The 22,910-nt window shown below is 37.1% G+C and carries 16 protein-coding genes and 1 pseudogene; 14 read left to right on the top strand and 3 right to left on the bottom strand.

Annotation, left to right across the window (positions count from 1 at the left end):
• Positions 1-2: 2 nt before the first annotated feature.
• Complete coding sequence (purH, locus tag NAMH_RS03855; protein ID WP_015902822.1) at positions 3-1,517, bottom strand: bifunctional phosphoribosylaminoimidazolecarboxamide formyltransferase/IMP cyclohydrolase; 1,515 nt, start codon at positions 1,515-1,517, stop codon at positions 3-5.
• A gap of 50 nt (positions 1,518-1,567) precedes the next feature.
• Here purH and NAMH_RS03850 point away from each other — a divergent pair, with 50 nt between their 5' ends.
• From NAMH_RS03850 to NAMH_RS03790, 13 genes are all read left to right on the top strand, one after another.
• Positions 1,568-2,158: a lipoyl protein ligase domain-containing protein gene (locus NAMH_RS03850; protein WP_015901823.1), complete on the top strand. Its 591-nt coding sequence runs from the start codon at positions 1,568-1,570 to the stop codon at positions 2,156-2,158.
• Complete coding sequence (gene lipA, locus NAMH_RS03845; protein WP_012663574.1) at positions 2,127-2,942, top strand: lipoyl synthase; 816 nt, start codon at positions 2,127-2,129, stop codon at positions 2,940-2,942. Before NAMH_RS03850 ends, lipA begins: the two co-directional genes overlap by 32 nt.
• A gap of 9 nt (positions 2,943-2,951) precedes the next feature.
• Positions 2,952-3,914 carry a 6-phosphofructokinase gene (locus NAMH_RS03840; RefSeq protein ID WP_015902050.1) on the top strand — a complete coding sequence of 321 codons (963 nt, stop codon included), beginning with the start codon at positions 2,952-2,954 and terminating at the stop codon, positions 3,912-3,914.
• Between the two features lies 1 nt (position 3,915).
• Positions 3,916-5,820 carry an acetate--CoA ligase family protein gene (locus NAMH_RS03835; RefSeq protein ID WP_015902055.1) on the top strand — a complete coding sequence of 635 codons (1,905 nt, stop codon included), beginning with the start codon at positions 3,916-3,918 and terminating at the stop codon, positions 5,818-5,820.
• Between the two features lie 74 nt (positions 5,821-5,894).
• The gene (locus NAMH_RS03830) at positions 5,895-6,227 is read left to right on the top strand and encodes a carboxymuconolactone decarboxylase family protein (protein ID WP_015902140.1); all 333 of its coding nucleotides are present in this window, start codon (positions 5,895-5,897) and stop codon (positions 6,225-6,227) included.
• Positions 6,220-7,191, top strand: a complete 972-nt coding sequence (locus NAMH_RS03825; RefSeq protein ID WP_015902674.1) for a thiamine pyrophosphate-dependent dehydrogenase E1 component subunit alpha — start codon at positions 6,220-6,222, stop codon at positions 7,189-7,191. The genes NAMH_RS03830 and NAMH_RS03825 overlap by 8 nt, the downstream gene beginning before the upstream one ends.
• Positions 7,178-8,152 carry an alpha-ketoacid dehydrogenase subunit beta gene (locus NAMH_RS03820; protein WP_012663945.1) on the top strand — a complete coding sequence of 325 codons (975 nt, stop codon included), beginning with the start codon at positions 7,178-7,180 and terminating at the stop codon, positions 8,150-8,152. The genes NAMH_RS03825 and NAMH_RS03820 overlap by 14 nt, the downstream gene beginning before the upstream one ends.
• Positions 8,142-9,347 carry a dihydrolipoamide acetyltransferase family protein gene (locus NAMH_RS03815; protein WP_012663814.1) on the top strand — a complete coding sequence of 402 codons (1,206 nt, stop codon included), beginning with the start codon at positions 8,142-8,144 and terminating at the stop codon, positions 9,345-9,347. The genes NAMH_RS03820 and NAMH_RS03815 overlap by 11 nt, the downstream gene beginning before the upstream one ends.
• Positions 9,340-10,632 (top strand): dihydrolipoyl dehydrogenase family protein, encoded by a 1,293-nt coding sequence (locus tag NAMH_RS03810; RefSeq protein WP_015902278.1) that lies wholly within the window; start codon positions 9,340-9,342, stop codon positions 10,630-10,632. The genes NAMH_RS03815 and NAMH_RS03810 overlap by 8 nt, the downstream gene beginning before the upstream one ends.
• Positions 10,633-10,787: 155 nt before the next feature.
• Positions 10,788-13,454: a plasma-membrane proton-efflux P-type ATPase gene (locus NAMH_RS03805; protein WP_012663633.1), complete on the top strand. Its 2,667-nt coding sequence runs from the start codon at positions 10,788-10,790 to the stop codon at positions 13,452-13,454.
• The gene (locus NAMH_RS03800; protein ID WP_015902015.1) at positions 13,451-14,665 is read left to right on the top strand and encodes an MgtC/SapB family protein; all 1,215 of its coding nucleotides are present in this window, start codon (positions 13,451-13,453) and stop codon (positions 14,663-14,665) included. The genes NAMH_RS03805 and NAMH_RS03800 overlap by 4 nt, the downstream gene beginning before the upstream one ends.
• A 60-nt stretch (positions 14,666-14,725) precedes the next feature.
• Positions 14,726-17,119: a phosphoenolpyruvate synthase gene (gene ppsA, locus NAMH_RS03795; protein ID WP_015902652.1), complete on the top strand. Its 2,394-nt coding sequence runs from the start codon at positions 14,726-14,728 to the stop codon at positions 17,117-17,119.
• A gap of 45 nt (positions 17,120-17,164) precedes the next feature.
• Positions 17,165-18,565, top strand: coding sequence for an MBL fold metallo-hydrolase RNA specificity domain-containing protein (locus NAMH_RS03790; RefSeq protein WP_012663751.1), 1,401 nt, complete (start codon positions 17,165-17,167; stop codon positions 18,563-18,565).
• A gap of 4 nt (positions 18,566-18,569) precedes the next feature.
• Here the strand turns inward: NAMH_RS03790 and NAMH_RS03785 are convergent.
• Positions 18,570-19,588: pseudogene (locus tag NAMH_RS03785) on the bottom strand (YeiH family protein).
• A 97-nt stretch (positions 19,589-19,685) separates the two neighbouring features.
• Here NAMH_RS03785 and NAMH_RS03780 point away from each other — a divergent pair.
• Positions 19,686-20,561 carry a LysR substrate-binding domain-containing protein gene (locus tag NAMH_RS03780; RefSeq protein ID WP_012663703.1) on the top strand — a complete coding sequence of 292 codons (876 nt, stop codon included), beginning with the start codon at positions 19,686-19,688 and terminating at the stop codon, positions 20,559-20,561.
• Here NAMH_RS03780 and purL read toward each other — a convergent pair.
• Positions 20,554-22,749 carry a phosphoribosylformylglycinamidine synthase subunit PurL gene (purL, locus tag NAMH_RS03775; protein ID WP_015902115.1) on the bottom strand — a complete coding sequence of 732 codons (2,196 nt, stop codon included), beginning with the start codon at positions 22,747-22,749 and terminating at the stop codon, positions 20,554-20,556. The two genes, NAMH_RS03780 and purL, sit on opposite strands and share 8 nt — an antisense overlap.
• Positions 22,750-22,910 lie beyond the last annotated feature (161 nt).

The following is a 22,910-nucleotide window of genomic DNA, read 5'->3' as shown; positions in this document are numbered from 1 at the left end:
TGTTAATGAAGAAAATGTCTCTTACCTGTGAAATACATTGCGATTCCAGCTTCATCAGCCGCCTCTATAACTTCATCGTCTCTGATGCTGCCGCCCGGCTGGATAATAGCTTTTACCCCTACTTCAGCCGCGTAATCTACGCTGTCTCTAAACGGAAAGAACGCTTCACTCGCAAGTGAGCTTCCCGTAATGTCAAGTCCAAGTGATTTTGCTTTTTCAACGGCACATCTTGTTGCGTCAACCCTGCTAGTCATTCCCATACCGATTGCCACCATTTGAGAATCTTTTACGAACACAACACAGTTTGATTTCGTAAGAGCCGCAATTTTCCACGCCATTTCAAGATCTTTTTTATCTTCCACGCACACTTTAGTAACGCATTTGGCTTCAGCAACCTCATCTTCAGTTACCACGTCCGCATCCTGGAATACAAATCCGCCTTCAATGTGTTTGAAATCCCAAACATCTCCCGGAATTTCGAGTTTAGGTTTTCTTAAATCGAATAGTTTGATTCTTTTTTTCTTTTCAAATACTTTTACCGCTTCATCCGTAATAGTACCCGCAATAAGCACCTCTACGAAAATTTTGTTAATTTCTTCCGCAAGCTCTTTCGTAACTACGCCGTTAACCGCTACAACCCCTCCGTACGCACTGATAGGGTCACATTCAAGAGCTTTTTGCCATGTTGTAACAAGATCGTCTTTTTTTGCTGCTCCGCACGGGTTTGCGTGTTTGATGATACTTATAGCACCTTCTCCCAGACTCACCGCAATTTTAACGGCACCGTTAATGTCTGTGAGGTTATTAAAACTCGGCTCGCCTTTTATAATGTTTAGAACTTTGTAGAAGTCTTCAAATTCATACAGTGCGCCTCTTTGATGAGGGTTTTCACCGTATCTTGTGTTAAACACCCTGTTTCCTACGATAAATCTTTTGTTTCCGAACCCGCCGTTGAATCTTTCGTTCATATAGTTTGCAATCATACTGTCGTATGCGGCTGTGTGCTCATACGCTTTTATCATCAGATCTCTTCTGAATTCATATGTGTCTTTTTTCTCTTTAAGTGCGTTTACAACTGTATCGTAATCTTCCGGATCCGTTACAATAAGCACGTCTTTGAAGTTTTTAGCCGCGCTTCTTACCATTGTAGGCCCGCCGATATCGATGTTTTCGATAATTTCATCAAAATCGTCCGTTCTTTCGATCGTTTCTTTAAACGGATAAAGGTTTACAGCTACCAAATCTATTCTTGTAATTCCGAGTTTCTCAGCCTCTTCGTCGTCAATCCCGCTTCTGTATAAAATCCCGCCGTGAACGTAAGGATTAAGCGTTTTTACCCTTCCTCCGAAACATTCAGGGAATTTAGTAATTTCGCTGATATCTATCGCATCGATTCCGTTTTCCTGGAGTATTCTTTTAGTCCCGCCGGTTGAGATTATCTCAAATCCCAAATCGACAAGCTGTTTTGCAAAGTCAACAATACCCGTTTTGTCAGACACGCTTAAAAGTGCTCTCATAAATTTTCCTTTTTTTATGGAATTTTACTATAATTTATAAAAGGATAAAAATGAAAATCGTTTTCAAAGACTTAGGACTTATCGAATACGAAAAGTTTTTAAAAATACAGGATTCCCTGACCCCTCTTAATGAAAACATAGTACTTTTCGCCACGCATTATCCCGTATATACCGTATCTTTGTCGGAATATAAAAACTTTCCTTTCGCCGTGCCAGTCAAAAGAGGCGGAAGCATCACCTACTTTGACGAAGGCACCCTGATGGTTTATTTTATATTCAATGTAAAAAATCCGCCCTATTTTTTCAAAAAAATCAGAAAAATCACCGATATGTTTTTACAGGAATTTGCAATAGGCGCCGTTTACGACAAAACAAAGCCCGGTTATTACATACAAAACAGAAAACTGATCTCAATGGGATTCAGCTACATTGACGGACGTTCAAACCACGGTATTTCAATACATATAAACCCTAATCTTGAAAACTTCAACAAAATAAACCCCTGCAACTTAAGCGGGATTAAAGCAACATCGTTGTATAATGAAGGTATAAAAATTTCAACCGCTCAGGCTAAAAACATCTTAAAAGAGATAATCACAGAGGTATTCGATGAAACCCAAAACAAAAGCTCCGGCGTTTGAGCATATTAAAAAAACGTACGAAATTATCAACAAGTTAGGGATAAACACCGTCTGTTACGCTTCAAAATGTCCCAATATCGGCGAATGTTTTGAAAGAGGCACGGCTACGTTTATGATTTTGGGAAACGTATGCACAAGAAACTGCAGATTCTGCAACGTAAAGAGCGGCAAACCTTCAGCAATAGATCCTGAAGAGCCTCTTAAAATCGCTAAAGCCGTAAAAGATCTAAACCTCTCTTACACTGTAATCACATCCGTTGACCGTGACGATTTGAGTGATTACGGAAGCACCCATTTTGCAAATGTAATAAACACTATAAAAGATCTAAACCCCGGTGTAAAAATAGAAAGCCTCACTCCGGATTTCAAAGGTGATATAAACGCACTGAACGCCGTGTGCGCCTCAGCCTCATATAAACTCGCGCACAATATCGAAACGGTAAAAAGGCTTCATAAAATATTAAAACCGCAAAGCTCATACACTTTAAGCCTGAAAGTACTCGAATACTATTCAAAATTCAAACCGACAAAATCATCTATTATCGTGGGATTCGGAGAGAGCTTTGAAGAGTTGGAGAGTACGATGAAAGATCTGATAAATTCCGGTGTAAAGCAGCTTACGATCGGACAGTATCTTCGTCCGAGCGACAAACATTTTGAGGTTGTAAAATACTACAGCGATGATGAATTTGAAATTCTTAAAAACACGGCTTTAAATCTCGGCTTTGAAGCCGTGGTCAGCGGAGCGGTTGTCAGAAGCAGTTATTATGCGGACATATTATAAGGAGAAGCAATGAACATAGCCATACTTACAAGCGGAGGAGACAGCAGCGGTATGAACCCTGCGATTAAAAAGTTTGTCGAATATTCATATTTAAAAAACCATACGCCCTACTTTATATACGACGGACTCGAAGGATTGATCGAAGGAAAAATAAAAAAAGCCTCTTTCAAAGACGTCTCAGGCATAATATTCAGAGGCGGGACGATAATCAGATCGAGCAGAAGCAAAAGATGGTATGAAAAAACATATAGAAAACAGGCTTACGAAAACCTCAAAAAGCACGGTATCGACGCACTTGTAATCTTAGGGGGAGACGGCAGTTTCAGAGCGCTTGACGTTTTTTATAAAGATTTTAAAGTGCCGTTTATGGGTATCCCCGCAACAATCGACAACGATATACCGCTTAACGATTATACAATAGGCACCGACACCGCCTTAAACGTAATACGCCACGCAATAGACGAAATAAGAGACACCGCAAGTTCGTTTGCAAGGGCTTTTGTAATTGAAGTAATGGGAAGGGAATGCGGATATCTCGCGCTCACAAGTGCGGTAGCCAACGGAGCGGAAATGTGTTTGATTCCGGAAGTTGAATACAGCCTTGAAAATCTCAAAAAAAGATACTTAAACGAAATTAAAAACGGCAGGGGGTATTTTATCGCCATTGTTGCAGAAGGTTTGAAAATAACCGATAAAATCAAAGAGTGGTTTGAAAAAGAAATAGGATTTGAAGCAAGAAGCACAATACTCGGACACATCCAAAGAGGCGGTTCGCCTACCGTGTTTGAAAGACTCACAGCCGCCGAATTTATCGTAAAAGCAATAGATCACATCGAAAGTTCGCCCGATAAGATCGTTACACATAAAAACGGAGAGTTTATACTAAAAGATCTAAATGAAATAATAACTTCAAAATACGCACTAAACCCCGAAATGCTGAAAATCGCGGCACCTCTTATGGGAAAGGAATAAAATGAAAGAAGCGGAAATTTACGAAATTCTCTCCAAATACGAAATACCCCATCCAAAATACAGGGTTTTTAAGCTCTCGCAAGATCTGAACTTTGATATTTTTCCATGCGTGTTGAAAATACACTCAAACAAAATTTCACACAAATCGGATGTCGGAGGCGTAATTACGGACATAAAAAACAACAGAAGCCTTAACGCCGCAAAAAAAAGAATAATCACCTCACTGAAAAAACACGGCATTGCCCTTGATGAAAACGACGAATTTATAGTTGAAGAGCAGTTAAGCGGGCTTGAGATGTTTATCGGCGGAATCAATGACAAGATATTTGAAAAAGTACTGCTTTTCGGAAAAGGCGGCACGTTAATAGAAATAGAAAAAGACATATGCTATATCGACACGTACGCTGATGACGAGGAAATCATAAAATCCGTAAACACTACAAAAATCTCCAAAATATTCCCCCGTTTCAGAGGAAAGGAATATGATTTAAACCATCTGTTGGAGGTAATAAAAAAGTTTCAAAAAATGTTTGAAAACGAAGAGATTCTGGAATTTGACATAAACCCACTGCTTTACACCGACAGAGGTCTTGTAGCGGTAGATGCGAGAATAAAAAAAGGAAGCGTCCGAAACAAAGAGTTTATTCCGAAAAAACACTCCGTTTTTGAAAACAAAAAAGTAGCAATTATAGGTGCAACCGACAAAAAAGAAAAAGTCGGCTACGCAATAGCAAAAAACGCCCTCAAATCAAAAGCCAAAATCTATTTCGTAAACCCGAAATTAAAAAAACTTTTCTCAAAAAAAGTTTACACCCTTGACACCCTCCCCCAAGTCGATACCGCTGTTATCGCAATTCCGAGCGTATATGTGATAGAGAGCGTTAAAAAACTTGCAAAAAAAGGGTGTAAAAATTTCATAATCATAAGTGCCGGATTTAAAGAATCCGGAAACACATCCGCAGAACTTGAACTAAAAGAACTCGCCAAAGAACACAACATAAATATTATAGGTCCAAACTGTCTCGGAATCTATAACGACACCCTGAAATTGAACCTTACATTCGCAAAAAGCAGAATTTACTCGGGAAGTATCGGCCTTGTATCCCAGTCAGGCGCCGTTTTGACCGCACTGCTTGATAAAGCCTCACATTATAAAACCGGCTTTTCGCATATAATTTCCATGGGAAATATGGCGGATTTTAATTTCGCACACGCCGTAAATGAACTGAACCGCCAAAAAAACTGCAAAACAATCTCAATCTACGCAGAAGGTCTGCAGTTCGGGAAAGAATTTTTAAAAGCAATCAGAAACTTGCAAAAACCTGTGCTTTTATTTAAATCCGGTAAAAGCAAAGAAGCCAAAAAAGCCGCATTCTCGCATACGGGAAATATCGCGGGAAATTATGAAATGATAATAAGCCTTTCAAAAAGTGCGGGTGCGGTTATTAAAGATTCTATCGAAAGCCTTATTTACGCCCCGCAGTTTCAAAACGTAAAAGAAGTAATTATAGTAACAAACGCCGGAGGTCCCGGTGCGATACTTACGGACCTTGTAAGCGGCAAAAAACATCTCGCAACGCTTGATTCAAGTACATTAAGTGCCCTAAACCACGTACTCCCGAGCACATGGTCGCACAACAACCCAATCGATATAATAGGAGACGCCACATCAAAAAGATACAACGACACACTGAAAATCATTCACGACAAAGCGGATCTGATATATGTAATAGTTACGCCGCAGTTTATGACCGATTCCGAAGAAATAGCGAAAATCCTGATCAAATACGAAAAAGCGGTTCCGATATTTTTAGGCAAAAGATCTTTTATCAAAGCGTGCAAAATATTAAACAAATCAAGAAAACTCTATTTTACATCACTCGAAGAAGCCTCCAAAATTTTATAATTTTTTAATTTTTAAGCTCTCTTTAAAGTTTGGAGAGTTATAATTAATAAAGCCACTTAAAGGAGGCAGCCATGATGAAAGAAAAACTCCAGGAAATTCATACTCTCATTAAAAATCTCCAGCAAAACGCTCCGGAAGAGACCAAAAACTTCTTTGAATTTTTAAAAAGCGTTGAAAAAGACGGTGCCGTAAGTGCCAAAAACAAAGAACTGATCAACATCGCTTTAGCCGTTGCGGCACAGTGTGAATGGTGTATTGCGTTTCACACACAAAACGCTATCAAACTCGGCGCCACAAAAGAAGAAATAGTAGAAGCGGGAATGCAGGCCGTGTTGATGCACGGAGGGCCGGCTCTTATGTATCTGACCCCTCTTTTTAACGCCATAGAAGAGTTCGGCAATGAATAGCGCAAGGGTTAAAAAGTTTTATTATCTGATGAAACTCGGGCGTGAATTCGAACTGGCCGCAAAACGTGAATATATGAACGGCAACATTGCCGGGTTTTTACATCTTGATATCGGTCAGGAAGCCGTAAGTGTGGGAACAATGCAGGCGTTTGACAAAGGAGATGTGTTTACACATTACCGTGAGCACGTTCTTGCTCTTGCAAGAGGAATGGATCCGAGAGCCGTAATGGCTGAACTTTTTGGCAAAAAAACGGGTGTAAGCCGAGGAAAAGGCGGTTCAATGCACCTGTTTGAACCAAATCTTGACTTTTACGGAGGAGACGCAATAGTAGCCGGACATCTGCCGATTGCCACAGGCTGTGCGTATGCAAGAAAAATTCAGGGCGAAAATGCAGGTGTGTTTGCCATATTCGGTGACGGTGCAAGTAATGCGGGGGCTTTTTTTGAAAGTATAAACATTGCAAGCGCATGGAAACTTCCTATAATTTTCTTCCTTGAAAACAATTTTTACGCAATAGGAACGCATATTTCATGGGTAAGCCCGTTTATCGAACAGTTCAATAAAGTCAAAAACTACATGCCGGCAAAAGTAATAGACGGTATGAACGTATGCGAAGTATATAAAGCGGTAAGTGAAGCGAAAGAATATATCGAAAACGGTCTCGGACCTTATTTCATAGAAGCGAAAACTTACAGGTACGAAGGTCACAGCATGAGTGACGCCGGCAAATACAGAAGCGAGGAAGAACTTGAAATATATAAGAGCAAAGACCCTATAGAAAATCTTAAAAAAGAGGCTCTGCTAAAAGGCCTGGCTGACGAAAATTATTTTCAGGAAACAGACGCAAAAGTGGAACGAATTATCAATGAAGCCGTAGAATTTGCCAAAAATTCTCCCGAACCTGATATTGAGGAGCTGTATGAGGGAGTGTTTTGCAAGGAGTGTGAAAATGTTATACCGTAGTGCATTAAACAAAGCCTTAGACGAAGCAATGGCTGCGGATTCGAGCGTGGTTATTTTAGGTGAAGATGTCGGAAGATACGGAGGAAGCTACCGTGTAAGCGAAGGACTATTTGCTAAATACGGCGAAAACCGTGTAATCGACACCCCGATAGCGGAGCTTAGTATAGTGGGAAACGCAATAGGCATGGCAATTGCGGGACTCAGACCCGTAGCCGAAATTATGACGGTGAACTTTTCTCTCCTTGCAATGGATCAGATTGTAAACCACGCGGCAAAATTCAGATATATGAGCGGCGGAAAAATGACTGTGCCTTTAACTGTAAGAATGCCCGGAGGCGTATCAAGACAGCTTGCCGCACAGCACAGCGAAAGTTATGAAACACTCTACTCTTCAATCCCGGGTCTTATAGTTTTGAGTGCAAGTAACGCAACATATGCTTATCACGGTTTAAAATGGGCGATTTTCAGTAACGACCCCGTAATATTTTTAGAACATGAACTTCTGTATCCTATGGAGATGGAGTTTAGGGAAATTAAGAATTTCGATCCTTTCAAAGCAGAGATTGTAAAAAAAGGAAAAGATCTAACCATTATAACCTACCTGAAAATGAGATACGACGTAACCGAAGCCGCAAAAGAGCTTGCAAAAGCCGGAATCGATGTGGAAATAATAGATTTGAACTCCCTAAGGCCTCTTGATATAGATACAATCGCCGAGTCAATCAAAAAAACAAAAAAAGCGGTTATTGTAGAAGAAGACCACAAAACAGGAGGAATGGGGGCGGAAATAGCCGCACAGATTATGGAAACATGCTTTTATGATTTAGACGCACCGGTTTTAAGAATAGCGGGAGCCGATGTACCTATTCCATATAACAGGAAACTTGAACTCGCATCAATCCCTACACCTGAAAAAATTTTACAACAAATCCTTGAATGGAAGGCCCAAAATGGAATATAAAGTAACGATGCCGATTCTAAGCGATACGATGGATAAAGGTAAAATCACAAAATGGTACGTTAAAGCAGGCGATTTCGTAAAAAAAGGCGATAAACTCTGCGAAGTGGAAAGCGACAAAGCGGTTATGGATATTGAGAGTTTTGAAGAAGGGGTTGTAAAAGAAATCCTCGTAAAAGAAGGAGAGGAAGTTCCGGTAAAAAGCGTAATTGCTATAATTGAAACAATGGAAAATGGAAAATTGACAATGGAAAATGAAGAAAAAAAAGAGCCTGAAAATGAAAAACCAAAGCCGAAACAACCCGAAGAAAAAAACGAAATAAATTTAGACGATATAATAAATTCAATTGTTTCAAAACCGAAAAGTGAAATCAAAGGCACGGCATCACCGGCGGCAAAAAAAGAAGCCGCCAGATTCGGAATCGATATAGAAAAACTGCAAGAAAATAATAAAATCCCAAAACCGGCACATATTAAAGATATAAAAGAGCATATAATCAGCAGATATTTTACTCCAAAAGCCGTAAAACTGCTTAAAGAATACAACATTGAATACGACATGTTCAAACTCGATCATAAAATTGACAGTGAAGAGGTATTAAACTATATTAAACAAAACAACATCCCAAAAATTACTCCCCTAACCCCAAATCAGCTTGCGGTTATTAAAAATCTTCAAAATTCCCTGACCAAACCGACGTTTTTCGTATTTGAAGAAATAGAAATCACAAAAAAAGAAGGTATAAAACTAACCGCCTTAATTTTAAAAGCACTCGCAAACGCCATGCAGAAAAATCCGCTTACACGCACCGTCTTACAAAACGACACACTTTTAACTTTCCCCTCCTCCAATATATCCGTAGCAGTAAGCAGGGAAGACGGGCTTTTTATGTGCGTAATCAAAAACGCCGAGCAAAAAGATCTAAATGAAATAAACGAATGGTTAAAAGAGATAAAAAGCAAAAGATTAAGCGTTGAAGACCTTAGCGGTTCGACTTTCGGGGTGAGTAATCTTGGAATGTTTGATATTGAACGTTTTACGGCTCTTATCAACGACAAAGACGCAGGGATTGCAGCTTTTGGAAAATTAAGCGGAGGAAAAATAAAGGTCAGCTTCACGTTTGATCACAGAATACTAAACGGAACAGATGCCGCGGTGTTTGTTAACAGTTTTAAAGAGGAGATAAAAAATGTATGACGTAATCCTTATAGGAGGCGGTCTTAATTACGCAGCCGCAATAGTTTTAAGCAAAGCCGGCAAAAAAGTTGCCCTCATAGAAAAAGATCTGAACCATTTAGGCGGAACGTGTCTGCATAACGGCTGCATTCCTTCCAAAAACCTGCTCCACAGAGCCGGGAGCGTAATTGAAAGCAAAGAAGAAGTTTTCACTAAATCCGCACACTTAAACCTTCAAAAACTGCAGGATAAAATAAAATCACGTATCCAAAAAAGCACCAAAGCCGTAACCGCACAGTGTAAAGCGGCAGGAGTTAAGCTGATTGAAGGCGAGGCATTTGTAACAGATGACGGTGTTGAGGTAAACGGCGAGATTATAAAAAGCGAATATACAATAATAGGCACAGGCTCTTACCCCAGAATACCGGAAGGTATTAAGTATGATTCTAAAAAAATAATCACTTCCGATGAAGCGTTAAATTTCAAACACGTGCCAAAAGAGATATCAATATACGGCACGGGGGCAATCGGGCTTGAAATGGCTTCTCTTTTTGCGGCACTCGGAAGCCGGGTCAACCTCATCTACAGACATAAAAACATTTCAAAAAAATTCCCTCCTTCTATCACCCAAAAACTTGAAACCCAGTTAAAAACACTCGGAATCAACTTGATACCGGAATTTTCTATACAAAAAGCCTTTGTAAAGGATAATAAAGTAATAATTCAAAGCGGTGATAAAATACTTTCATCCGAATACCTTTTGGTGGCGGCAGGAAGAGTTCCTGATACGAATGTTGTAAAAACAGATAAAATCAGAGTGTCTAAAGGAATCGAAACCGATGAATTTTTCCAAACATCAATGCCGAATGTATATGCAATCGGAGACTGTAACGGAAAACTTCTTTTAGCACATGCGGCAAGGGCCCAGGCTCTAAATGTCGCCGATCAGATACTCGGTAAAAAAGAAAAACTAAACCTTGATAATATTCCGAAATTCATCTACACACTCCCTCTTTCATATGCAAACATAGGTGAAAGAAGCGAAAAAACAGCCGCCTTTCCTCTCTCATACCTCGGGATTTCGGGAAGCGGTTTCGGGGATGAAAACGGTGAGGTTATTCTTTATGCGGATGAAGAGGGCTTTTTATGCGGAGCGGATATATTCGCACCGAACGCCGAAGAGCTTATCGGAATAATCGCAACGGCACTTGAAGCCGAGCTTGATATAAACACCTTTAAAAAAGTCACTTTTCCTCATCCGACATATTCTGAAGCGATTGATCGGGCATTGAGGAAATTTAAATAAAATAAATGTTTATGAAAGTTTTAGCAATCTTAAATATTGTTTTTTTTCAAACGGCTTCACTACGGTACCCGAAATTAAAAATTTCGACCGTTACGTTGCAGATGTTTTCTCAAAACAATATTTTAAGAATGCTTACAATGAGTTAAGGAGCAGACATGAAAACAGATGATTACAAAAACATCCCCATTGAAAAAGTAGCCGCGGAATTTCAAACCGATATCAATAACGGCTTAAACAGTGAAGAAGCAAAAAAAAGACTCAAGAAATACGGTTTCAACGAACTCCCTGAATATAAAGAGCCTCTGTGGCACAGAATATTTAGAAGATTTTGGGGGCCTATTCCCTGGATGATAGAAGTTGCAGCCATATTAAGTGCAGCAGTTCACAGATGGGAAGACTTTGTAATTATTATGATAATGCTGTTTACCAACGCATTTTTAGATTTTTATCAGGAACATAAAGCACTTAATGCAATTGAAGTATTAAAAAGCAAACTTGCAAGAAAAGCCACAGTTTTAAGAAACGGTGAATGGCAGGAAATTCCGGCAAGGGAATTAGTACCTGGGGACATTATCAAAATTAAAATAGGTGATATTATTCCTGCCGACGTCAAACTGGTACAGGGAAGTGAATTTTTATCGGTTGACCAATCTGCACTTACGGGTGAGAGTCTACCAGTTGATAAAAAGCCGGGTGACATTGCTTATTCAAACACCATTATTAAACAAGGAGAAATGACGGCTCTTGTTGTCGGTACAGGACTTAATACATATTTCGGTAAAACAGTTGGACTTGTTGCAAAAGCCAAAGCAAATCAAAGAAGCCATTTTCAAAAAATGGTAATAAATGTCGGAAACTTTTTAATAATAATAACAGTAGTTTTAGTTGCGCTAATTGTATTTGTCGGTATTCAAAGAGGCGAAGATTTATGGGAACTTTTAGCTTTCGCTCTTGTTTTAACTGTAGCGGCTATTCCTGTAGCGCTTCCGACCGTACTGACAGTAGTCATGGCTGTAGGGGCTATGAATCTTGCAAAAAAACAGGCGATTGTCAGCCGTCTTGCCGCAATTGAAGAAATGGCAGGCATGGATATTCTCTGTTCTGACAAAACAGGCACGCTTACACAAAACAAAATGACCGTCGGAGAAATTTTTACATTTGCTAACCATACAGTTGAAGAAGTGATAAGATACGCCCTGTTTGCAAGCAAAAAAGAAAATAACGACCCTATTGAAAAACCTATTTTTGAATGGGCCCAAAAAAATAGTATTAAACTTCCGAATTACACTCTTGAAAAGTTTATCCCTTTTGACCCGGTAAGAAAAAGAACTGAAAGTGTAATTGTAATAAACGGTAAAAAAATAATCGCAACAAAAGGTGCTCCTCAAATTATAATAGAATTATGCGATTTGAGTGAGGAAGAAAAGAAAAAAGCATATGAAAAAATAGAAGAGTTTGCAAATGATGGATTTAGAACATTAGGGGTTGCATATAAACAGGAAAACGATTCCAAATTTCACTTTTTAGGGCTCATTCCTTTATATGACCCTCCAAGGGCGGATTCCAAAGAAGCGATTGAAGAAGCCAAAGCAAAAGGTGTTGAGGTTAAAATGGTAACGGGCGACAATGTGGCAGTCGCCAGATATATAGCTAAAATTTTAGGTATCGGTGAAAAAATCTATTCTATTAAAGAGCTAAAAAACGAAACACATGACGAATATGTAAAACTGGCCGTTATTATTTCAAAAGCACTCCTTAAAACACTTAATATCAGTGAAGAAGAAATACAAAAAAAAGTAAATGAAATCGTTTCACTTGTAAAAAAAGAAATAAGCACAACTCTAACAAAAGGTACAGTAAAAAGACATGAAAGTGAAATTATTAAAATAATAGAAGAAGCAAACGGATTTGCGGAAGTGTTTCCGGAAGACAAATATTTTATAGTCGATGAACTGCAAAAAGCAGATCATATTGTCGGAATGACAGGAGATGGTGTAAATGACGCACCTGCTCTTAAAAAAGCCGATACAGGGATTGCCGTAAGCGGTGCAACAGATGCTGCAAGAGCGGCTGCGGATATTGTACTTTTGACACCTGGATTAAAAGTTATTATTGATGCAATTAAAGAAGCCCGTATTACTTTTGAAAGAATGAAAAGCTATACGATTTTCAGAATAGCCGAAACCATCAGAATAGTTATTTTTATGACGCTTTCTATTATTGTGTTTAATTTTTATCCTTTAACATCTATTATGATTATCGTTTTGGCACTGCTAAACGATATCCCGATTCTTGCTATTGCTTATGATAATACCAAACTAAGAAAAAAACCTGTTAGATGGGATATGCATGAAATGCTGGTTCTTTCATCATGGCTGGGAGTAGCAGGAGTTATAAGCAGTTTTACTATTTTTTATATTGTAATGATTTATTTACAATCACACCCAGAAAGTGCGGTAATTTTACCTGATATACCGAAATGGGTGCATTTTGAAGATAAAAATTCATTTTTAGCGTTTGTGCAGTCTTTGTTTTTTGCAAAAATGGTAATTGCTGGACACGGCACTATATACAATACAAGAATTGACGATTGGTTTTTCAAAAAACCTTACCCATCTTTAATTTTATTTACAGCCACATTCACAACAAGAATCATAGGTACTGTAATTGCCGTGTATGGATTCGGTATAATGACACCAATAGGATGGGAATGGGCAATTTTTATGTGGGTTTATGCACTTAGCTGGTTTGTTGTAAACGACTTTGTAAAAATCACAGTTTTACGATATTATAGAAAAGTAAAAGGAATTGAAGTAATATGAACCCTGATTTAATTCATTTGATTATAACGACGGCATTTAGTTTTTTAATAGGACTTGAGCTTAAAACTTATAAAGAAGAAAAACATAAAGAAAATTCCCTAATAGGCTCAGTCAGGACATATACACTACTCGGTCTTCTCGGATTTATATTCTATAAAATCGATATTTGGCTTTATATATTAGGATTATTCAGCTTTACTCTTCTTTTTTCTCTTTTTTATATACAAAAATTAAAACAAAACAAATCAAGCATTATTATATTTTTAGTAGCTGAAGTTGTATATGCGTTGGGACCTATAAGCATTGAATATAGTATATGGATGCCATCACTTATTTTTGTTCTTGTGGTATTTATACTAAACTCAAAAACACATCTTCAAACTTTTACAAAAAACATTAACATTACAGAATTCGAAACATTAGGAAAATTTATACTTTTAAGTGCCGTTATTCTTCCGCTGCTTCCGAAAAACAACTTAAGTTTTATTGATATCTCACCGTTTAAAATATGGCTGGCGGTGGTAATAATATCCGGTATTTCGTATCTTAGTTATATTCTGCAAAAATATTTCTTTAAAAACAAAGGATATCTTATTACCGGAATTTTAGGAGGGCTATATTCTTCAACTGCAACAACAGTAGTACTCGCAAAAAAAGCGAAAGAAATAAGCTCTCCCGTTTTAAACAGTGCAATTATTATAGCTACGGCCATGATGTATATAAGAATTCTTGCAATAGCATATATCTTTAATATTGAGATTGCTAAATCAATGAGTCTTTTTTATATCGGATTTGCAGGAATCATGATAATTTTATCTTTTATTTTTTATAAAAACGATCAAACATCTGATTATGTAAGTGACCAAAATCCTCTTGAATTACAAACAGCATTTTTATTTGCCTTACTATTCGTTGCCATGATGGTTATTACGAAATATATTACATCACATTATGGAAATACTGGGCTTCAGATATTATCATTTATCATTGGTTTTACAGATATTGACCCTTATATACTTTCTCTTCTTACTGGAAAATATTTAATCAGCAAATCTTTACTTCTAAAAGCAATTTTCATAGCAACAGGCAGCAATAATATTTTAAAAGCAATATATGCTATTTATTTCGGAAGAAAAAATACTATCCTGTCATCAATAATTCTTATAATTTTTGGAATATCAACAATTTTCGCTGGAATTTACTTTTTTTAAGAATCTTTTAAGTAAAAACCCTCTATAATACTTGTAATAAGTTTATGAAAAAGGACTCCCATGAACTACATAAAATTCTTCAAAGAACTCTCAATCAAAGATGTTGACGAAGTCGGTGGTAAAAATGCCAGCCTCGGTGAAATGTACAATAAACTCACTCCCCTTGGTATAAATGTACCAAACGGATTCGGTGTAACGGCAAGCGCATATAGATATTATTTAAAGCATAATGGTCTTGATGAAAAATTTGCAGAAATTTTTAAAAATTTCGATCCTCAAAACATAGACGAATTAAAAAAAGTTGGAAAAACATGCCGTGATATGATAATAAACGCCGAAATACCAAAAGATTTAAAAGACGAAATTTTAAAAGGCTATGAAGAGCTTAAAAAAGAGTATGGAAACGATGTAAGTTTGGCTGTCAGAAGTTCTGCAACTGCGGAAGACTCTCCGACTGCTTCATTTGCCGGACAGAACGAAACATACTTAAACATAAAAGGCGAAGAAAACCTTTTATATGCATATAAAATGTGTCTTGCAAGTAATTTTACCGACAGAAGCATAAGCTACAAATATACCCACAATTTCGATCCTTTGAAAGTTTACTTAGCCGTAGTTGTAATGAAAATGGTAAGAAGTGACAAAGGCAGCAGCGGTGTAATGTTTAGTATCGATACCGAAACAGGATTTAAAGACGTGGTGTTTATAAATGCCGCATGGGGTCTTGGAGAAAACGTGGTTCAAGGAACGATTGACCCGGACAGTTTCTTTGTTCATAAACCTACGTACAAAAAAGGCCACAAAGCCGTACTAAAACGCAAACTCGGAAACAAAGAAAAAATGATGATCTTTTCCGAGAAAAAAGAAACAACAAACCTTGCCGAGCAGTTTACCAAAAACATAAGAACACCGATTGAAAAGAAAAAACAGTTTGCAATAAGCGATGAAGATGTTTTAATGCTTGCAGGATGGGCTATAAAAATAGAAGAACACTACACGGAAGTAAACGGGCGCTATACTCCGATGGATATGGAATGGGCAAAAGACGGTGTCGACGGTAAACTGTATATGGTTCAGGCAAGACCTGAGACGGTACATTCCCAAGAAAAAGTTAACGAATTTGAAATTTACAAACTAAAAGAAAAATCAAACGTAATCCTAACCGGTAACGCAGTCGGGGAAAAAATAGGCGCAGGAAAAGTAAAAATTTTAAAAAGCATGGCTGAAGCGGATAAATTCGAAAAAGGAGATGTTTTAGTAGCAACCACTACAAGCCCCGACTGGGAACCTGTAATGAAAATAGCAAGCGCTATCATTACGGAAACCGGAGGCAGAACATGCCATGCGGCGATTGTAAGCCGTGAACTCGGAAAACCGGCAATTGTAGGAGCAAAAAACGCCACTAAAATACTCAAAAACGAACAGGAAGTTACTGTAAGCTGTGCAGAGGGGGAAGTCGGAAAAGTTTATGAGGGAATACTTGATTTTGAAATAGAAAAAGTGGATATTTCTAAACTGCCCCGCCCTAAAACAAAAATAATGATGAACCTCGGAAATCCGGAACTCTCATTCAGCCTGGCAAAACTGCCGGTTGACGGTATAGGTCTTGCAAGAATGGAATTTATTATAAACACATACATCAAAGCACACCCGATGGCTATTAAACACCCCGATATTTTAAGTGAAACGGAAAGGGCTCTAATCGACGAACTCGCATTCCCGTATGACGGTGATCCGATAGACTTTTTCGTAAAGACACTAAGCGAAGGTGTCGCTACACTTGCGGCAGGCGTTTATCCTAAAAAATGTATTGTTAGAATGAGTGATTTTAAATCAAACGAATACGCAAACCTTTTAGGAGGAAGACATTTCGAGCCGATTGAAGAAAACCCGATGATCGGATTCAGGGGAGCCGCAAGATATACGCATCCGAGTTACAAAGAAGGGTTTGAGCTTGAATGCATCGCAATGAAAAGAGCCATTTATGAAATGGGATTTGAAAACATTGTGATTATGATTCCGTTTTGCAGACGTGTGGAAGAAGCGAAAAGAGTCAAAGAGTTGCTAATCAAATACGGACTCGGTGATGTTGAAACATATATGATGTGTGAAATTCCAAACAACGTAATTTTAATAGACGAATTTTTAGACGTGTTTGACGGTATCAGTATCGGAACAAACGATTTAACTCAGCTTACATTAGGAGTCGACAGGGACTCCCAGATAGTTGCATTTGATTATGAAGAAAGAGACGAAGGCGTTAAAAAAATGGTTCAAATGGCTGTGGAAGGCGCTAAAAGAAACAAAAAATATTCAGGCCTCTGCGGTCAGGCACCGAGTGATTATCCGGAATTTGCTGAATTTTTAGTTAGCATCGGAATTGAAAGTATGAGCTTAAATCCTGACAGCGTGTTGAAAATCATCAAAGATATTGCGGAAATGGAGAATAAGTAAACAGTTAAAAGTGAAAAATGTAAAGTGAATTTATAAAGGATTATTATGGAAAAACAGGCATACGAACAAAGTTTTGGAGCCGCCAAAATAGTAACCGGCTCCGCCCACATTCTCGATACCGGAAAAAGCAAAATCTTAATTGACTGCGGTATGTTTCAGGGACTTAACGAACATTTAAATTACGAACCTCTTGGATTTGACCCAAAAGAAATCGACGCACTTATTATAACACACGGTCACTTAGACCACGTAGGAAGAATTCCTCTTCTTTACAAACAGGGCTTCAGGGGTAAAGTTTTTGCACATCCGGCTACTTTTGATATTGCAAAAATAGTTCTTATGGACAGTGCGAAACTTCAGGAGGAAGAGTACAAAACAAGATACAAAAAAGCCCAAAGAAGAGGAGAAGAAAATAAAATCAAAAAACCGCTATATACAAAAGACGATATCAAAGAAATTTTCAAAAAAATTAACAGAGTTAAAATAGAATATAATAAAAAAATTAAAATTACAAAAGATATAAAAGCTACATTCAGGGATGCGGGTCATATTTTGGGAAGCAGTTTTGTTGAAATTGATTTTAAAGAGTTTGATATTAAAAAAAAAGTGGTTTTCAGCGGAGATCTCGGAAATAAAAACAACGGTATACTCCCTACCCCAGCAAAACCTACATACGCGGACGCTTTATTCATAGAATCAACATACGGAGACAGAAACCATAAAAATATTGATGAAAGTATTAGAGAATTCAAAAAAGTCATCATTGACACTCTGCTTAACGGCGGAAATGTATTAATACCTACTTTTGCCATAGAAAGAGCCCAGCAGATTTTATGCATACTCAAAGAAATGAGCGAAGAAAAATCACTACCAAAGTCCGCTAAAGTTTTTCTTGACTCACCAATGGCCACAAAAGTAACAGCCGTATATAAAAAATGGGAAAACTTATTAACAGGTAAATGCAACTCATGCAAATCACATCCGTTTGAATTTAAACAATTAAGACTTGTAAAAGATGTAGAAGAAAGTAAAGCTATTAACAATATTGAAAGAGGTGCTATAATAATAGCCGGAAGCGGAATGTGTAATGGCGGCAGAATTTTGCATCATTTAAAACACAGAGTCTGGAATCCAAGGAATGCTCTTTTATTTGTAGGATACCAGGCCAAAGGAACACTGGGACGTGAAATTGTTGACGGTGCAAAATTTATTAAAATATTCCATGAAGAAATAATCGTAAAAGCGAAAGTTCATACAATTAACGGTTTTTCGGCACATGCAGATCAAAAAGAACTGCTTGAATGGATGAATGAATTTGAAAAACTTGACAGAATATTTTTAATTCATGGTGAAGAAGACAAACAGACAATTTTTAAGGCTGTTATTAATTCTTATCTTAATAAAAGAGCTCATATTGTTGAAATGGGAGAAAAGATATATCTCTAATCTCCTATTTAAACAATAATGCTAATTTAACTATAAAATAGCCTCCGATAATCAGCCAAATAAACAAAATAAAAGCAAGATAAATCGGTTTCATTCCTACATTTTTAAATTTTTCCACCGTTGTTTCCATTCCAAGAGCAGTCATTGCCATTGTAAGTAAAAAAGTATCAAAAGTATTAATCATCAAAACTACTTCTTTTGACAAAACATGTAGAGAATTAAAACCTGCCACTAATATAAAAAATACTGCAAACCATGGGATTGTTACTGTTTTTTTGCATTTTCTCCTTTTTTTGAAAGCCATATTCCGAGTATTATTAAAAACGGTGCAATCATCATAACTCTTATCATCTTAACTATAACGGCAATTTTAGCCACTTCAGGATTAATTGCGGTTGAAGCTGCTACAACATGTGCAACTTCATGCACAGTTCCACCTATATAAATCCCCATAGCTTCTGCTGAAAGAGGAACTAACCCCATTTTATATGCAAATGGATATAAAAACATCGCTATAGTTCCGAAAATCACAACTGTCGCAACTGCTACCGCACTTTTATATGGTTTTGCATTTATTACCGGCTCAGTAGCCAATACCGCAGCAGCCCCGCATATAGAACTACCTGCACTTGTCAATATTGCGGTATCCATATCGAGTTTTAAAACTTTTGTACCAATGAGATATCCGATTATAAATGTACCGAATACTATTGAAACAGATACGATAATCCCGGGTATACCAACTGCAAAAATATTTTGAAATGTAATTCTAAACCCGTAAAGTATAATTGCTAATCTTAATATATTTTTTGTTGAAAATAAAATCCCCGGAATCCATTCTTTTGGAAGTCTATGCCTTAAAGTGTTAGCATAAAAAACACCAATTACAATTCCTACAATTAAAGGGCTAAGACCTAAATGTTTTATAAACGGTAAATTGGATATTTGGATTGCAGCCAGCGCAAACAATGCCACAAACAAAATACCATTTATTGTATTTCCCCTATTTTCTTTACTAAACACTCAAACTCCTTTTTTCGTGAAATTTTAATTATTTAATATTATTAAGTAAAATTAATAATTTTTGATAATATATTAAGTAAAACTAAAAAGGACTTTCATGACTCTAAAAGAACTTGAAATATTTTTAGAACTGTCTGAAAATCAAAATGTAATAAAAACTGCACAAAAACTTTCCGTAACACAATCAGCAGTATCACAATCAATCAAATCATTAGAAAATAAACTTGGAGAAACACTCTTTGACAGAATAGGAAAAAAACTAATATTAAATGAAAGAGGAAGAAAATTCAGAGAAATGACTTTAAATCCATACAATGAACTAATTTCAGCCAAACATAGTTTTTTAAAAGAAAAAATAGCAGGCACTCTCTCTATTTCAGCAAGTAAAACAATCGGTACTTATTTATTACCTCAAATAATATTTAATTATTTATCATCGAATAATAATGTAAAAATTAAAAAAGAAATACACAATTCATCAATAATTATAAATAATATTATGGAAGGAAAAATAGATTTGGGATTTATAGAAACAGAATGTGAAAACAATAATATTATAAAAGAAAAAATTAAAGAAGACGAATTAATTATTGTTTCTAAAACTCCTCAAAAAGAAGTATTTATAGACGAATTGAAACATAAAAAATGGATTTTAAGAGAAACAGGGTCAGGAACAAGAGAAATGTTTTTAAAACAGATTAAAAACATTATTGATATAGAAATATTTATGGAATTTAATGAATTTGAAGAGGCTAAAACAATACTTTTAAACAACCCTGAAACACTTACATGCGTTTCTAAAGAAGTTGTAAAAAAAGAATTAAAAGAAAAAAAGCTTTTTGAAATAAAAATTAAAAATATAACATTTAAAAGAAACTTTTACCTTGTATATCATAAAAATAAAATTAAAACAGAATTATTTGACGATTTCGTAAAGTATATAAAAAAAGAAACAAACCCGAAAATCAGATGATTTCGTTTTTAAGAATTTTCGGGAATGTATTAAAATAGATGTCTTTTGCTTTATCAAGTGGAACTTCAACTTCGTTGATTTTTATTTTATTTCCACCTACGGTTCCTACTTTTTCAAAATAGATACCTTTTTCATTGCAGAGTTTTTCAAACTCAGCTTCATTTTCAGGTTTAACTTCCACAAAAGCTCTGCTTAAGCTTTCGGCAAATATATCTTTAGGTGAACTTACATTAATATTAAGATCAAGCCCTTTATCACTCACACACGCCCATTTATAAGCGGCTATCGCCGCACCGCCCGTTGAGATGTCTTTTGCGCTTTCGATAAGATTACTTTGCAGTACGTCCCAAAGTTTAAGTTCTTTTTCAAAATCAACTTCAGGATGCTCTCCCGCTACAATTCCACCGAAAACTTTAAGGTAAAGACTTCCGCCAAATTCAGGTTTCGTTTCGCCTAAAATATAAATGCTGTTGCCTTCATTTTTAAGATCAGTCGTTCTGTAATCGTCACTTGCACCGACCATTGCGATCTCAGGAGTTGGATATACGCCCTCACCTTCGTTTTCGTTATAAAGTGATACGTTACCGCTTACAACCGGTGTATTCAGTTCACGGCATGCTTCTTTTATCCCTTCGCATCCCATTTTAAACTGCCACATAATTTCAGGATTTAGAGGGTTTCCGTAATTCAGACAGTCGGTAATCGCTAAAGGTTTTATTTTTTTAACCGCTACGTTTCTTCCGGCTTCCATCACCGCCGCTGCGGCTCCGAGCTTCGGATCGATATAATTAAATCTTGCGTTACAATCACATGCCATACCAAGAAATCTTCCGTTTTCTTTAACCCTTATAACGCTTCCGTCGGCTCTTTTTGTATCTACGGTATTTGTCTGTACCATTGAATCGTACTGCTCATAAATCCACGCTTTGTCAACCACTTCGCTCTCAGCCATCAGTTTTTCAAAAGCAACTTGCGGATCTACTTCTGGAATTTGAACGTTTTTGATTTCTTTAAGGTATTCAGGCTCTTTTACAGGTCTCACAAGCTCAGGTGCTTCTTCGGTAATAGGATCTACAGGAATATCCGCCACTTTTTCACCGTACCAAAACAGTTCAACCCTTCCGGTATCCGTAACCTCTCCGATTACCTCGGCGTCAAGGTCGTATTTTTTAAATATTTCGATTACTTTATCTTCATACCCTTTTTTGGCACATATAAGCATTCTCTCTTGGCTTTCGCTTAGCATAAGCTCATAAGGGTTCATTCCCTCTTCCCTCATAGGAACTTTATCAAGGTGCATTACAAGTCCACTGCCGCTCTTTCCGGCCATTTCAAAACTTGAAGATGTAAGCCCAGCGGCACCCATATCCTGAATACCTACGATATAATCTGTTTTAAACAGTTCCAAACACGCTTCCATTAAAAGTTTTTCAGTAAAAGGATCCCCTACCTGAACTGTAGGTCTTTGATCTTCGTCTCCTTCTTTAAAGCTGTCACTACTCATCACGGCTCCACCGAGACCGTCTCTTCCCGTTTTAGATCCTACGTAAATTACAGGATTTCCGATACCTTCCGCTTTTGCGTAGAAAATCTCATCCTGAGGACAGATTCCAAGTGAAAAAGCATTAACTAAAATATTACCTTTATAGCACTCTTCAAAAGCGGTTTCCCCACCGATTGTAGGAACACCTATACAGTTTCCGTATCCCGCAATTCCGGCAACTACCCCGTGAAGAAGGTGTCTATGAAGTTTAGCGGTTTCATCGTCGCCTTTAATGTGTGCGAATCTGATGGCGTTAAGATTCGCAACAGGTCTTGCACCCATTGTAAATATGTCTCTGAGTATCCCTCCGACACCTGTAGCCGCTCCCTGATAAGGTTCGATAAATGACGGGTGGTTGTGAGATTCCATCTTAAATACAGCCGCCATATTTCCGCCGATATCAATAACCCCAGCATTTTCACCAGGCCCCTGAATAACCCAAGGAGCTTCTGTAGGAAATCCTTTTAAATACACTTTACTTGATTTGTATGAACAGTGTTCACTCCACATAGCACTAAATACACCAAGTTCAACAAAATTAGGTTCTCTTCCTAATATTTTTTTAATATGCTCATAATCTTCCCAAGATAATTTATGTTTCTCAAGTACTTCGTTTAATTGATTTTTATCAATTTCATATGCCATAATGTACCTTTTTTTTAAGAAATTATACCATATATTAAGTTGTGAAGTGGGTAAGTAGATAAGTGGTTAAGGAATTTATATAATTTAAAACTTTTTATAGCTTCACGACTTAAGTGCTTCACAACTTACCTGCTAAAGTTGTTATAATTTCAACAAAAATT

The sequence above is a fragment of the Nautilia profundicola AmH genome, assembly GCF_000021725.1.
GTDB lineage: Bacteria > Campylobacterota > Campylobacteria > Campylobacterales > Nautiliaceae > Nautilia > Nautilia profundicola.
This window is presented reverse-complemented; position numbering and strand designations above follow the sequence as displayed.

Coding starts and splice junctions, on each gene's coding strand:
- purH (WP_015902822.1), bottom strand. CDS start 1,517: ATGAGAGCACTTTTAAGCGTGTCTGACAAAACGGGTATTGTTGACTTT.
- NAMH_RS03850 (WP_015901823.1), top strand. CDS start 1,568: ATGAAAATCGTTTTCAAAGACTTAGGACTTATCGAATACGAAAAGTTT.
- lipA (WP_012663574.1), top strand. CDS start 2,127: ATGAAACCCAAAACAAAAGCTCCGGCGTTTGAGCATATTAAAAAAACG.
- NAMH_RS03840 (WP_015902050.1), top strand. CDS start 2,952: ATGAACATAGCCATACTTACAAGCGGAGGAGACAGCAGCGGTATGAAC.
- NAMH_RS03835 (WP_015902055.1), top strand. CDS start 3,916: ATGAAAGAAGCGGAAATTTACGAAATTCTCTCCAAATACGAAATACCC.
- NAMH_RS03830 (WP_015902140.1), top strand. CDS start 5,895: ATGAAAGAAAAACTCCAGGAAATTCATACTCTCATTAAAAATCTCCAG.
- NAMH_RS03825 (WP_015902674.1), top strand. CDS start 6,220: ATGAATAGCGCAAGGGTTAAAAAGTTTTATTATCTGATGAAACTCGGG.
- NAMH_RS03820 (WP_012663945.1), top strand. CDS start 7,178: ATGTTATACCGTAGTGCATTAAACAAAGCCTTAGACGAAGCAATGGCT.
- NAMH_RS03815 (WP_012663814.1), top strand. CDS start 8,142: ATGGAATATAAAGTAACGATGCCGATTCTAAGCGATACGATGGATAAA.
- NAMH_RS03810 (WP_015902278.1), top strand. CDS start 9,340: ATGTATGACGTAATCCTTATAGGAGGCGGTCTTAATTACGCAGCCGCA.
- NAMH_RS03805 (WP_012663633.1), top strand. CDS start 10,788: ATGAAAACAGATGATTACAAAAACATCCCCATTGAAAAAGTAGCCGCG.
- NAMH_RS03800 (WP_015902015.1), top strand. CDS start 13,451: ATGAACCCTGATTTAATTCATTTGATTATAACGACGGCATTTAGTTTT.
- ppsA (WP_015902652.1), top strand. CDS start 14,726: ATGAACTACATAAAATTCTTCAAAGAACTCTCAATCAAAGATGTTGAC.
- NAMH_RS03790 (WP_012663751.1), top strand. CDS start 17,165: ATGGAAAAACAGGCATACGAACAAAGTTTTGGAGCCGCCAAAATAGTA.
- NAMH_RS03780 (WP_012663703.1), top strand. CDS start 19,686: ATGACTCTAAAAGAACTTGAAATATTTTTAGAACTGTCTGAAAATCAA.
- purL (WP_015902115.1), bottom strand. CDS start 22,749: ATGGCATATGAAATTGATAAAAATCAATTAAACGAAGTACTTGAGAAA.